The organism is Serratia sp. Z4, assembly GCF_009900725.1.
Classification (GTDB): Bacteria; Pseudomonadota; Gammaproteobacteria; order Enterobacterales; family Enterobacteriaceae; genus Serratia; species Serratia nematodiphila.
Window position 1 is genome coordinate 192,018 of sequence record NZ_JAAABD010000005.1, and the last position, 11,964, is coordinate 203,981.

At 58.0% G+C, this 11,964-nt stretch carries 13 protein-coding genes and 1 tRNA gene; 5 read left to right on the forward strand and 9 right to left on the reverse strand.

Going from position 1 to position 11,964, the window contains the following annotated elements; all coding sequences use genetic code 11:
* The first annotated feature begins 78 nt into the window (after positions 1-78).
* From GT753_RS25880 to GT753_RS18615, 5 genes are all read left to right on the forward strand, one after another.
* Positions 79-543: a DUF3892 domain-containing protein gene (locus tag GT753_RS25880; protein ID WP_238545826.1), complete on the forward strand. Its 465-nt coding sequence runs from the start codon at positions 79-81 to the stop codon at positions 541-543.
* 133 nt (positions 544-676) lie between these two features.
* Complete coding sequence (locus tag GT753_RS18600; RefSeq protein ID WP_033631436.1) at positions 677-1,903, forward strand: nucleotidyltransferase; 1,227 nt, start codon at positions 677-679, stop codon at positions 1,901-1,903.
* 1 nt (position 1,904) lies between these two features.
* Positions 1,905-2,384, forward strand: a complete 480-nt coding sequence (locus tag GT753_RS18605) for a hypothetical protein (RefSeq protein WP_238545825.1) — start codon at positions 1,905-1,907, stop codon at positions 2,382-2,384.
* On the forward strand, positions 2,374-2,928 hold the full coding sequence (locus GT753_RS18610) for a 3'-5' exonuclease (RefSeq protein ID WP_033631434.1): 555 nt from the start codon (positions 2,374-2,376) through the stop codon (positions 2,926-2,928). Before GT753_RS18605 ends, GT753_RS18610 begins: the two co-directional genes overlap by 11 nt.
* A gap of 1 nt (position 2,929) precedes the next feature.
* Entirely contained in the window at positions 2,930-4,036 is a 1,107-nt protein-coding gene (locus GT753_RS18615; RefSeq protein ID WP_033631433.1) for an SAVED domain-containing protein, read from the forward strand.
* Positions 4,037-4,286: 250 nt separating this feature from the next.
* Here the strand turns inward: GT753_RS18615 and GT753_RS18620 are convergent, their stop codons facing one another.
* The 9 genes from GT753_RS18620 to GT753_RS18660 all read right to left on the reverse strand — a co-directional run bounded on the left by GT753_RS18620 (position 4,287) and on the right by GT753_RS18660 (position 11,906).
* The gene (locus GT753_RS18620) at positions 4,287-6,635 is read right to left on the reverse strand and encodes a primase-helicase zinc-binding domain-containing protein (RefSeq protein ID WP_033631432.1); all 2,349 of its coding nucleotides are present in this window, start codon (positions 6,633-6,635) and stop codon (positions 4,287-4,289) included.
* A gap of 10 nt (positions 6,636-6,645) precedes the next feature.
* Positions 6,646-6,981, reverse strand: coding sequence for a DUF5375 family protein (locus GT753_RS18625; RefSeq protein ID WP_033631431.1), 336 nt, complete (start codon positions 6,979-6,981; stop codon positions 6,646-6,648).
* A complete protein-coding gene (locus GT753_RS18630; RefSeq protein ID WP_033631430.1) occupies positions 6,978-7,241 on the reverse strand; it encodes a hypothetical protein in 264 nt (87 codons plus the stop codon). Before GT753_RS18630 ends, GT753_RS18625 begins: the two co-directional genes overlap by 4 nt.
* Positions 7,238-7,780: a host cell division inhibitor Icd-like protein gene (locus GT753_RS18635; protein WP_050501271.1), complete on the reverse strand. Its 543-nt coding sequence runs from the start codon at positions 7,778-7,780 to the stop codon at positions 7,238-7,240. Before GT753_RS18635 ends, GT753_RS18630 begins: the two co-directional genes overlap by 4 nt.
* Before the next feature lie 5 nt (positions 7,781-7,785).
* Positions 7,786-8,031 carry a hypothetical protein gene (locus GT753_RS18640; protein ID WP_033631428.1) on the reverse strand — a complete coding sequence of 82 codons (246 nt, stop codon included), beginning with the start codon at positions 8,029-8,031 and terminating at the stop codon, positions 7,786-7,788.
* The gene (locus GT753_RS18645) at positions 8,028-8,291 is read right to left on the reverse strand and encodes an AlpA family transcriptional regulator (RefSeq protein WP_033631427.1); all 264 of its coding nucleotides are present in this window, start codon (positions 8,289-8,291) and stop codon (positions 8,028-8,030) included. The genes GT753_RS18640 and GT753_RS18645 overlap by 4 nt, the downstream gene beginning before the upstream one ends.
* A gap of 725 nt (positions 8,292-9,016) precedes the next feature.
* Positions 9,017-10,207: an integrase arm-type DNA-binding domain-containing protein gene (locus GT753_RS18650; protein ID WP_033631426.1), complete on the reverse strand. Its 1,191-nt coding sequence runs from the start codon at positions 10,205-10,207 to the stop codon at positions 9,017-9,019.
* Positions 10,208-10,369: 162 nt separating this feature from the next.
* Positions 10,370-10,464, reverse strand: a tRNA-Sec gene (locus GT753_RS18655).
* A 98-nt stretch (positions 10,465-10,562) separates the two neighbouring features.
* Positions 10,563-11,906: an esterase-like activity of phytase family protein gene (locus tag GT753_RS18660; RefSeq protein WP_160125828.1), complete on the reverse strand. Its 1,344-nt coding sequence runs from the start codon at positions 11,904-11,906 to the stop codon at positions 10,563-10,565.
* Between the last annotated feature and the right edge of the window lie 58 nt (positions 11,907-11,964).

The window sequence follows — 11,964 nt, forward strand, 5'->3', positions numbered from 1 at the left end:
TTATAAAAATTACATGATAACAAATCAAAAAAACCATCCTATTTATATTGACTTTAATGAGAGCAAAAAACATGATTAATGCGACAGATAATTACAAACCTCATTGCCCATAAAATAGCTATTGAATTCACCACCATTAGCTGGCTATACATTGATAACAGTGATTTCAACCCAGGTTACGTAAAGGGCTATCCGGGCCCATTATTTCTGTTTTCCCTTACGTCTATGCGTAAATATTTCCCTAACCGAGGAGTTGTTATGTCGGACCATCAAGTCACCTGTATCAAAAAATCCGATCGCCAAAACGCGCATGAGTGCATTCAGGCTATTGGCGGCGTCAATGCCTATGGCACACGCTGGTCACTGCCCCAGGCCGACGCCATTGCCGGTATCGAGGCAGGCACCTGGCGCTTTTGGGTCACCGCAAATGGCCATTCCGTCTGGGTGATTGTCTCAACCAGCGCGGCGGGCAATAAATACCTCAAGACGCAAAATGACGGCGAACAGCCCAATAACCTGCTGAGCCTGCCGGAATGCCCCTGACGTCACCCGAGTTTCATGATTGATACGGTTTATGGGCACGCTTGCGGCCCATCGCTTCACCCCTTTTTATTATTGGCCGCTGTGGCGTTCTCACGCCCGCAGTACAGCGGCCCCCATAGAATAAGGAAATACTATGTACGGTTCCACTACCGCCAGAAACCTGCCTTCAGGGAAAAAACAGCGTATCGCCGATTTATTATCGCAAATTATTGAAACGCTGGATCTCACCAAAACCCAATATGCCAACATCGAAAGCGCCTATAACGGCGTCGGCACCTTTCTGTCCGAAGGCGACGATCCGCTATTGCAAGACGCCGTTATTTACCCGCAGGGCAGCGTGCGGCTCAACACTACCGTAAAACCCAAAAACGAAGAGCAGTACGATATTGACCTGATTTGTTATCTGCCCCATGCCACCCAGGCGGATTATACCGGCGTGATATCGGCCATTCGCCAGCGGCTGGAATCGCATAAAACCTACAAAACGCTATTAAGCGAGTTACCGCGCGGGTTTCGCATCAATTACGCCGGGGATTACCATCTGGATATCACGCCAGGCCGCGATCACACCAGTGCAGCAGAACGTTTAGGCCAGCCGCTATGGGTCGTGGATGCACAAACCGCCTGGAAGGAGTCCAACCCCAGCGGCTACGCCGAGTGGTTCGAGAGCAGCGCCAGCGCGCAGCCCCTGCGCTCCATTCTGGTCATGGATTCCGCCAGCCGCGTCGGCACCGAGGCGTTACTCCCGTTGCCGGACAGCACCGACAAGAAATTGCTTAATCGCATCGTGCAAATTCTCAAACGCCACCGTGACGAATGGGCCGCAGAACAGGATGAGGTCCAGCAGCGCTGCCGCCCAATTTCGGTCATCATCACCACGCTGGCGTGCCATGCCTACAACCACATCATTGCTGACAGGCGCGCCTACGACAACGACCTGGATATCCTGTTAGACGTGCTGGAACTGATGCCGGATTTCATCGTGTCGGCACAGGGAGAAATACAGGTCAGCAACCCGCACATGCCGGAGGAAAACTTCGCCGAGAAGTGGAACCGTTCAGAGCAGGATGAAGGCCCTCAGCGCAGCGAAGCCTTTTACCAGTGGCATGCCACGGCCCAGGCGACGTTTAACACCATCGCCGCCAGCGTGGGGGAAGATAACCTGTTCCTGAGCCTCGAAGACAGCTTCGGCAAAGACCCGGTCGATGTCGTCAGGCAACGTCTGATGGAGCATATGCAGTCAGCCAGAGAACAAGGCAGCCTGCATTTGGATAAGAAAACCGGCGGGCTGATTGCCACCGGCCTCGCCGGTACGGCAGCCCAGGCCGGCGTGCCTAAAAACACCTTCTACGGTGAATAACGTGGTTATCAGGCATCACTGCAAACCGCTGACCATCGCTCAGCAATATCGCGCGTTGAAAGCCGGTGGTCCGTATGAACGGTTGCGCATTATCCATCACGACCGCACCCTGCTGTGGGAAGGGTGGTTGCAACCCTCGCTGTTTAGCCGCCGCTACAAGGTCGTGGTCCGGTACAGCCTCGGCACCCCACCGATTTGCGTGGTGACAGAACCGGATCTCTTCACGCTGGCTGGCACACGGGCCATCCCGCACCTGTATCCCGCCGACAAGCATATTCCCGGCGCCAGGCTGTGCCTGTTTTTGCCCCTTTCACAGGCCGACGACGGGCTCAGCGAATGGCGCGCCCAGTTAAAAATCAGCGACACCCTCATTCCCTGGGCGTCGCTCTGGTTGTTTTATTTTGAACAGTGGCTGCACACCGGCCACTGGGAAGGCGGCGGTAAGCACCCACGCACCTGCGAGGTTAAAAATGAGCGTTGAACATGAAGGCTTTATCTCGGTCGATATTGAAACCGCCGGGCCCATCCCCGGCGTGTGCAGCCTGCTCTCTATTGGCGCCTGCGTCATCGACCGCCCGGCGGAACGCTTTTACATTGAAGTGCAGCCGCTGAATCTGCATTACGAGCCTGAGGCGCTGGTCGTCACCGGTTTCAATCTGCAGACCCAAATAGCGCGCGGCATCGACCCAAAAGAGGCCATGCAACAATTTGCCCACTGGGTAACTTCCGTCACCAACGCCAGGAGCAAACCGATTTTTGTCGGTTTCAATGCGGCGTTCGACTGGTCATTCATCAATTACTACTTTCACGTTTATCTCGGCCATAACCCGTTTGGCTTTGCCGCCCTCGATATCAAGGCTCTGTACATGGGCGCCACCGGCTGCGACTGGCAGGACACCCGCTCCAGCCGTATCGACGCCCGATTTAATCTCAAAAACCACGGCAGCCACAACGCGCTGGATGACGCGCTGTATCAGGCTGAGATGTTTGTGAAAATCAACGCATACATGAGGGAAAAGCACTGACATGGAAACGGTAAAATACATTCTGATAAAGCTGGTCGACTGGAAAACGCGCCAACGGAAAATTCAATACCTCATCATGCTGCTGGGTGCCGGGCTCCTGGGGGGGAACAACTTGCTGGGGCAGGCGTTAACGCTGGAGAAAGGCGATGCCCGCTTTTCGCTGGCCGTCTCGGAGGGGAATGTCATCACGGACTACGTCGTCAATTTCGTGGCGGTGTTTATCATCCTGGGGGGATTTGTCTGGCTGCTGGTCGACGCCTACCGGGAGGCTAAAGTCACGGTGCGCAAAAAGGGGGTGGTTATCGAAGGGAGAGCGCTGCGGAAAGTCGCGACAACGCCGCTGCATAAAACGGTCTCGCGTCATTTTAACGGAAAGATAGACGCATTAACCCTCGATATGACGCAGCGGATGCGGGATGGCGCAATCAGTCACCCGGAAGAGGCCTTTGACGACAATATCAGCACGCTGGCCAGCAATATCGCCACCCGCATTGACGGTATCGACCATCAGGATTTGACGCTGGTGTACGGCGGGCAATTGCCGGTTCCGTTCACCTTCTACATTGGCGCCATTCTCGATGACAATGGCCCGGTTTGCGTCTATGACTGGGACAGAGCGCAAGAGGCCTGGCGGTTGATTGACAACGAGGCCGACGACGACGGCGCCGATTTTACCCTGATGGAAAGCCTCGTCACCTCAGCGGCCAAAGATGTGGTGCTGGCGGTCTCGGTGTCCTACCAGGCCGACATTACGGCCATACGCCAAACCTTCCCCGCCTACCCGCTGTCGCATCTCTCGCTGAATGCCACAACGCTCGGTAATCACTGGTCGCTGTCCAAACAAACCCGGCTGGCGCTGCAATTTATCGAACAGGTCAAAATGCTGACGGCGTGCGGCGCCGAACGCATCCACGTGATTCTGGCCGCCCCCAGCAGTATTGCGCTCAATTTTGGCCGCCGTTATGACAATCGCAATCTGGCGCAGCTCATTGTTTATCAATACGAGAAAGAACAGCAACCGGCCTATCCCTGGGGGGTGGTGATGCCGACGCAGGGGCAACGCCGGGGCGCGGTGGTTAAGCCTCCCGCCGCTCCCTCATCCGACTGACTGTCGGGCTGTCCTGCGACTCAGTACAGCGTCAATAGGGGGGGCGAAACGAGGATATAAAAAAACCGGCCTGAGCCGGTTTGGGAGCGCTTGTCGTTATGATACCGGCCGCTCTGCGGCCGGGGTAATGCCCTGGTGTTGCTGCGTATTTTTCACTGTCACTATAGGCGGTGCGGCGAGTGAGCGTCCAATGGGTTCGGCAGATCAATAAAGGACAATTGATCGGCCCGGCCGATCGTCCTGCTCATCGTCACAGCGCCCCACATTTCGGCAGCCAGTCCGCTTCGCACTCTTCACTCAATACCACATTGGTCTGCATCCCCAGCCGGGTTTTACGTTTGAGCAGGGTTTTCTCATACTCTCTCAGCGTCTGCGGCACCGCCAGGCCAAAGGCCGTCAGGTTCATCACGTGCTGATAGCCCCGTGCGGCCATAAACGACAGGTAGGCGTGGTAGAGGTAGCGGCGCGGGTTCGGCGGGGTGATGTTGGCGTTGCCTATCATCATCCCTTCCGGGGTACCCAGCACCGTCAGGTAACCACAAAAATCGACCAGCGGATCGGCCTGACGCTTGATAGTCAGCGCCTCGTCCGAGCTTTGCTGCGCCTGGAGCAGGGTGCGGGCCTCGTTCGGGTTGGCGAAGCGCTGCATCAGGTGACGCACAATCACCGCCAGCTCCTGGGTGATTTTGTCCAGCAGCTGCGGGTCACGTTCTGCCAGCGGTATCGCGTCCGGGAAGGTGATAATCACCCGCCGCCGGGAGACCCCGCCGCTGCGGTCGCTGAACTGCATCGGGTTGTTGTTGACCGCCAGTATCACTGCCGAGATGTGGGCGGCGTAGGCGTCACGGTATTTGGGGTCGATGGCGACCGCATCGCCGCCGGTGATGGCCTTGATACCCGCCCCGTCACCGCTCCACTTCTCCTGATCGGGCAGGAGTATCAGCGAGTAGCCGACCACCGAAGCCCGTTCGCGCGCCGACTCCAGGTTGTCGATGGTGGCGGAGGTGGTGTTGTCACTTCCTGCCAGCAACCGGGCAATGGCTGCCATCACGCTCTTGCCGCTGCCGCCCGGGCCGGTCACTTCAAGGAACAGCTGCCAGTCATAGCGGTTGGCCAGCACCATAAAAAGCGCCGCGAGAATACGTTCTTGCTTGTCGTAATTGCCCCCGGCAGCCCGCGCCAGCCACTGCCAGAAGTGCGGCGCATGGTCGGCCAGGTTCTCCTCGGCACGCGGTGGCGTGTAGTCCACGCTGTTGACGGTGCGCAGCCAGTGCGCTTGCCGGTGGGCGCTGAACTGGCCGCTGACGGTATCGAATACCCCGTTACGAAAACCAATCAACCGGCGGGCAGGCTCACCCATCTGCGGCACCATCAGCTTGAGGGTATCCAAAATGCTGTTGATACCGGCGGCAGAGAACGGCGCACGCACCTTCTGGAACAGTGCGGCAATCTCCCGGCTCAGCTGTCGGTGTGGCAGCACCTGCCAGGCGCCGCGCGTATAGCGGCACAGCTCTTCCCCCACCGGCGGCACCGCCAGGGTGTTGCCGTAGTGCTCGGCCAGCAGCTCGGCTTTCTCGCTGGCGCTCATGGCTTTCAGGTCGGCATCGCTCAGTGTGTCGAACGGGCTCGGCTGCGGTGGCTGACTGAACGCCTGGAGCTGGGCGCGCGTGGCCTCAGTGCCTTGCTGGCAGTAAATATCGTTCCAGTCGCCCTCCGTGGGCGGCAGTGCCGGGATACCGCCGGTGAGTGTGGCCGCCTCGGCGGCGCGGGTCTGCCCGGTGCCGCTGCGGTCATTATCGGCCGCCAGCAGCAGCCGCGCATCCGGGTAGTGGCTGCGCAGCTGCTGCGCCACCGCCGCCAGGTTGTTGGCGCTCAGTGCCACGCACACCGTTTCGCCGGTCAGGCGGTGCACGGTGAGGCCGGTGGCATAACCTTCGGAGAGCCAGATAACCGCGTTGTCCGGGCCGCAGAGGGTGTGGCAGGTGGCTTTCACCTGCCCGCCTGCCAGCATGCGTTTGTCCCCGCTGGCGTTAATCAGCTGCACGTTGACCACCTCACCCCCGGCATTGTGCAGTGGCAGCAAGAGGTCACCGGGCTGGAAGGTGATACCGCCAACGCGCAGCGGCTGGCCCTGCAAGGTCAGGGCTTCTGCCTCCGGCCAGCCTTTGGCGCTCAGATAGGCGTTGCCGGTCTGACGTTGAGCAGCAGCTACCAGAGCCTGTGCCTGTCGCGCGGCCTTGCGCTGAGCCTCGGCCTTGTCTTGCCCGCCGGTCTTCTGTGAGGCATGGCCGGTCTCAGCGGCCGGAGGCAAGGCGCTGGCGTTATTCCCCATCACGGCGGCCACCTGTTCGGCGGCGGCCTTTGCTGACAGCGACAGGGCCTTTTCCACCAGGTTGAGGCCGTCACCGGCCCCGCACTGATTGCAGAACCAGGTGCCGCGCCCGTCCTGGTTGTCGAAGCGGAAGCGGTCTTTACCGCCGCAGGTCGGGCACGGCTGCGGCTTGCCGTTCGGCTGCAAGGCGATGCCGAGGGCCGGGAGTATCACCGGCCAGTGGCCGGTGGCAGTGCGTACGGTCTGGGAAACGAACTGGGCGCTCATGCTCTTCTCCTCAGTGTACGGTGGCGTTCTGTGCCGCCGACAGGCGCTCGCAGCACAGCTCGTCCATCATCTTTTGCCCCAGCGCGGTCAGGCGCGGTGCGGCCACCAGAACGTCCGGCTGCACCATGTCGCTCAGCATGGTGCACGCCATGTCCATGCCGTCTTCTGCGCCGTACTGACGCACAAAATGCCCCTCCAGGCGCAGGGCAATCGTCATCTGCAGCTCGTCCAGCGTGTACCCCAGACTCACCCGGTAAAAGGCACAGGTGTCCAAATAGGCTTGTGCCACGGCGCGGCGAAAAACGGCGGTGCGGACTTCAATCGGTAAACAGGATGAGGTGTTCATGCGGCGGTGGCCTCCATGCGGGCAAGGATTTGGGATTCACAGGTGTTGACGACGTGGCCGAGCTGGTCGGTCAGCAAGGCAATGACCGAAGCAAACGATGCCTGTTGCGCGACGTCGGGGCGCTGCCCGCCGAGGTCGAGGGTGTCCAGCAGGTCAAGGAACAGCACGCCGGTGGCGTGCGCATGCTGGAGACGCAGAAAATCGGCGTGCGGAATAGGGTAATGGGTGTCGCGGTAGTAGCGGTCGGCCAGGGTGTTCATGCTGCCGCCTTAACCGGCAGACGACCGGCAAAGGACAACACATAATCACGGGCCAGCACGCGGCGGGCGTTGCGCTCAGAATCCGCCACGATGCGCACGATACGCGGGGCGGCAGTCAGCGCAGAACGGCGCACGGCCGCAAACAAAAAGCAGAATGTAGGGTGAGTCGGGGTGAGGGTCGTAGCCATGGTGGCAGCCTCCATTGAGTCATGGTTATTGCTACCACCGAAGTTCTCACGCAAGGGTGGTAGCCCAGACGGGGGTGAGAAACCGGCCTCAATGAATACCGGCCAGCCCGAAGGCTGCCCCGCCTGAGCCACCATTGATTGACTGCTGCGATAGCATAACATCCACCGCGCAAAAAATGAGCAAGCAAAGGCTGCGACATAAAAAAACACGCAAGGCGCGTGTTGTGTCGCCATTGAGTAACACGGGTTCTCACGCCCGGCTGCCGATTGTGCGGCAGCGGGAGGACTATAGCGCAGGGCCGGACGTGGGGGCAAGCCGTAAGACGCCCCCGGACGTTCAATCGATCGCATAGTGATCAACAGTCGGTCAGTGGGTCGTTGCGAGTATCGGCAGCCACGCTGGTCAGCGGCACCGGCCCGGCACGGAACAGGCGCGGTTCGGCCTGGCGACTCGCCAGACGAATAACGCCATGTTTTTCGCTGCGGTGCTCCGGCAAGACGATATCCGGCTGCTTGCGCTGCAACAGGATAGCTTCCGCGATAAACAGTGCGTCGTTGTCGCTCAGGGTAAAGTGCTGGCGACCCAAGGTTAACTGCATCATGCGGCGGCCTCCTGGTGACGGTTAGCGATACGTTCGTCCATCCACTGCTCGACCTCAGAGGCCAGCCAGGCGACGTTTTTACCGCCGAGGGAGACCTGAGCCGGGAACTGCCGGCGGCTCATCATCTCGTACACGGTGGAGCGGGACAAGCCGGTGGTGTAGAGCACTTCCGGCAGGCGGATAAAGCGCTCGCGCGGGGTGTAACTGCCAGGAATAACCGGCGACAGGGTGGATGGAGTGGGGGTGGAAACGGTCAACATAAAACGCTACCTCTTTGTGTCCGGCCAACGCTGGCCGGGACTGTGTGAACTTCGGTAGCGCCCTATTATGTGAATATTTACCGGGGTGGCAACAAGGCGTTGTTGTGTGGTGGGACAGCTTTTATGCCTATTTTTCAACCAAATGGGCATATAGGTTAATATTGACCTTTATTGGCAAACCTTGGCAAACCCGAAGAAATGAACAAGCCATGAATAGCCGTTTATTAATAGGCAGAAACAGGCTCACAGGTGCAACCCCAGGCTAGCCAGAGAAAAGACCCTTCTTAGCCGAGTGAACAGCAGTGAACACCGGGTGATGAGTGAAGAAATAACTCATCACAGTTTATTTATTGATTTAACTACTTTTTTATCTAAGTGAACAGTAGTGAAGAGTTTAAAGAAGAACTAAAACCGCAGAGGTGATTTTGCAATCAATATCTGAGGCGGCTGCAAAGAAAGCGCTGGCGGGAAAAATACAGTAGGCCCACTCCCATCGCACTATCTCCCCCCCCCCCCGAAAACAGCCTTTTTCCTGGCTAGCGGGTGTCAAATAACGCGTGCATGCATGGAGTGCATGATTTTGCATGCAAGAAAATGCATTTTTTATCCCCTGCCACGCCAGTACTGGCGCGGCCTGCGGCCGTTCATGCAACTGCATGAAAAGCGACACATGAAGCGCGCAGGCGAGGCGGGGGTAGCATTGCGCGCCAGGGGGTTTTAACGATTTATTGACGGTGAGGTCGCTGGGCCAAACCCGCGATAAAATCGGCGTACCACTGCAACATGTCACGACGCTTCTCAAGGTACTGGGCATGGTTGTATGTGCCACGAATGCCGTTCTTGTCTACATGGGCGAGTTGCATCTCTATCCAGGCAGAGTCAAACCCTTGCTCATGCAAAATAGTAGACATCGTATGCCTGAAACCGTGACCGGTGGCTCGCCCCTTATACCCCAGCAGCTCTATTACCTGATTCACGCTTTCTTTACTTATGGGTTTCCTGCGATTGTTTCGTCCAATGAAAATGTAAGGATAGTGACCTGTGATCGGTTGCAGCTGTTTAAGCAATTCAACCGCCTGAGTAGAGAGCGGTACAATGTGCGGGCGGCGCATTTTCATGCGCTCGGCGGGAATCTCCCAGATACCCCGTTCAAAATCTATCTCCTCCCATGTAGCAAAGCGCATTTCTTGCGTGCGCACACCGGTCAGCATAACGATCTTCGCTGCATTCTTCGTGATGATGCTGCCGGTATACCCTTCCAAGTCCTTAACAAAGTAAGGCAGCTCTTCAGCAGAAAGGAACGGATGGTGCTTTTGCTTAGGCACAGCCAGCGCACTGGCGAGATCTGGGGCCGGGTTATATTCCGCCCTACCGGTAATAATTGCGTAGCGGAATACCTCTCCGCAGCGCTGGCGTACCTTACGGGTCTTTTCCAATGCTCCGCGCTTCTCAATGCGCCGCAGCACTTCCAGCAGCTCTAAGGGCTTAATTTCTGCAATCGGACGTTGACCAATGTACGGAAACACATCCTGCTCAAAGGTACGCATGATTTCTTCCCTGTAGGCCAGAGTCCACCGGTCAGCCTTGTTCGTGTGCCACTCGCGGCTAATAGCTTCAAAGGAATTCTCAACAGAAAGCTTCTGAGCGAGCTTTTGCGCCTTTTTCTCGGCTACAGGGTCAATGCCATTAGCAACTTGCTTACGGGCCTCTCCGCGCTTTTCTCGCGCGTCGGCCAGCGTTACCAAAGGGTAGGTACCAAAGGACATTAGCTTGGCTTTTCCAGCATAGCGATAGCGAAAACGCCAACCTTTACTCCCGTCAGTGTTGATAAGGAGAGACAGGCCTTGGCCATCGTTGAGGGTGTAGGGTTTTTCCTGCGGCTTGGAACGTCGAATTTGTAAGTCAGTTAGGAGCATGTGTATAAGTGGATTCTGTGTATAAAAACATTATACGCACCATTATACACATTTTTCTCGGATTCAGGCGGTAACGCACGGATACCAGCGGACAATAGAATCACATAATCAATTGATTTAATGCATTTTAATGGACATCACAGGAACCACCCGGACAAGCTTTGGCGGAAGATCACAGGAGTCGAACCTGCCCAGGACCGCTGGCGGCCCCAACCGGATTTGAAGTCCGGCCGCCCCACCGGGGACGAGGATCTTCCTTGGAGAAGAGAAGAAGCAAGGCGCTGATTATAGCGCAGTTTGTTCGCTGCGCTAAGCGGGAAATGGCGGCCGCCGGCGATTCGGCGGCCGGGGGGAGCTACTTCAGGAAATCCTTCACGTCCAGCAGGATGAACTCGTTGTCATCCGCCATATTGGGCTGGCGGCTGGAGGAGAAAGGGAAGTTGTTGTCGTTGCCGACGATGATGTGGTTGGCGTCCACCACGTCCACGTTCTCGATGGTGAAGAACGGGAAGGTCAGCACGCCGTCGTTCAGCGGCTTGCGCGCCAGCTTGTTCGGATCCTGAATGTTCATCAGGTCGATATAACCCAGTTTCTCGACCGGTTTGCCGACGTTGGCGTCCGAGAAGGCGATTTTATACACCCGCTTGAACTTGGCCAGCTGGCTGAAGCAGTTGTCGGTCGGCGCGCCGGCGGCGCAGGCTTTATCCGGCGTGCCTTCGCCGTTGTCGCGCTCGATCACCAGCCCGTGGGTGGCGTCGATCATGTTGAAGTCGCCGATGGCGTTCTGGTTGTCTTCCAGCACGTACTGCCAGCTGCGGCCGGTCCAGGCCTGCCGTTTGACGTCAAACTCCAGCACCCGCAGGTAGCGTTTGCCGCCGACGTTCTCGAACTGCTCGCCGTCCCACAGCGCCCCTTCCAGCAGCGGGTACAGCTTGCTGCCGTCCGGCGAGGCGGCCATGCCTTCAAAGCCTTTGGAACGCGCCACCTGGAAGTTCTGTTTGCCGTCCGGCGCGCCCGGCAGGGTCAGCGTCGGGTTGTCCGGCGATTTCACTACTTTGCCATCCACCTGGGTGTCGAACACCGCCAGCACTTTGCCGTTCAGGTCGGCCTTGATCAGGTAAGGCCCAAATTCTTCGCCGATCCACAAGGCATCGTCGGCAAACTGGAAGCTTTCCGGATCGAAATCGCTGCCGGTCAGATAGCGCTGTTCGGTGCTCTCGTTGATGATGTGGAACGGCACCTTTTTATCCGGATCGTGCAGGAACACCGTCTTCAGCGGCGCGACCGTGCCGTCTTTGAAATCGATCTTGTAGTGGTTGAGGTACAGCATGGCGTCCGGCGAGTTAGCCTTGCTGCCGAAACCGTTGTCGGTCAGCACCCAGTAGGTGCCGTCGGGCATGTGTTTGATGCCGGAGTGGCCCTGCAGCGGCTGGCCGTTGATCGGCAGGCCGAGGCCGGTCAGGCGATCGGCCGATTTGCCCGCCACGCTGCCCAGCTCGGTGACGCGTTTGCCGCTGGTGTATTTGCCGCTCTGTTGCAGATCGCTCGGTGCATCTTTCGGCGTGGAAACGGCGGATTTTACCGGCAGCAGCGCATGCCCGGCCAGCGTCGCCTGCACCGGCTGCGCCTCGGCCCACAGGTTGGCGCTCAGCGCCATGCAGCCGACCAGCAGCGCCAGCCGGGTTTTGGTGTTGTGCATGTCATTGTCCCTTTTCGTTGTTATCGCCCAGAAGTAAAAGCAACGTCACTATAGGGAG

Coding starts and splice junctions, on each gene's coding strand:
- GT753_RS18610 (WP_033631434.1), top strand. CDS start 2,374: ATGAGCGTTGAACATGAAGGCTTTATCTCGGTCGATATTGAAACCGCC.
- GT753_RS18635 (WP_050501271.1), bottom strand. CDS start 7,780: ATGCGATCGATTGAACGTCCGGGGGCGTCTTACGGCTTGCCCCCACGT.
- GT753_RS18600 (WP_033631436.1), top strand. CDS start 677: ATGTACGGTTCCACTACCGCCAGAAACCTGCCTTCAGGGAAAAAACAG.
- GT753_RS18630 (WP_033631430.1), bottom strand. CDS start 7,241: ATGAACACCCTGGCCGACCGCTACTACCGCGACACCCATTACCCTATT.
- GT753_RS18660 (WP_160125828.1), bottom strand. CDS start 11,906: ATGCACAACACCAAAACCCGGCTGGCGCTGCTGGTCGGCTGCATGGCG.
- GT753_RS18650 (WP_033631426.1), bottom strand. CDS start 10,207: ATGCTCCTAACTGACTTACAAATTCGACGTTCCAAGCCGCAGGAAAAA.
- GT753_RS18615 (WP_033631433.1), top strand. CDS start 2,930: ATGGAAACGGTAAAATACATTCTGATAAAGCTGGTCGACTGGAAAACG.
- GT753_RS18625 (WP_033631431.1), bottom strand. CDS start 6,981: ATGAACACCTCATCCTGTTTACCGATTGAAGTCCGCACCGCCGTTTTT.
- GT753_RS18640 (WP_033631428.1), bottom strand. CDS start 8,031: ATGATGCAGTTAACCTTGGGTCGCCAGCACTTTACCCTGAGCGACAAC.
- GT753_RS25880 (WP_238545826.1), top strand. CDS start 79: ATGCGACAGATAATTACAAACCTCATTGCCCATAAAATAGCTATTGAA.
- GT753_RS18645 (WP_033631427.1), bottom strand. CDS start 8,291: ATGTTGACCGTTTCCACCCCCACTCCATCCACCCTGTCGCCGGTTATT.
- GT753_RS18620 (WP_033631432.1), bottom strand. CDS start 6,635: ATGAGCGCCCAGTTCGTTTCCCAGACCGTACGCACTGCCACCGGCCAC.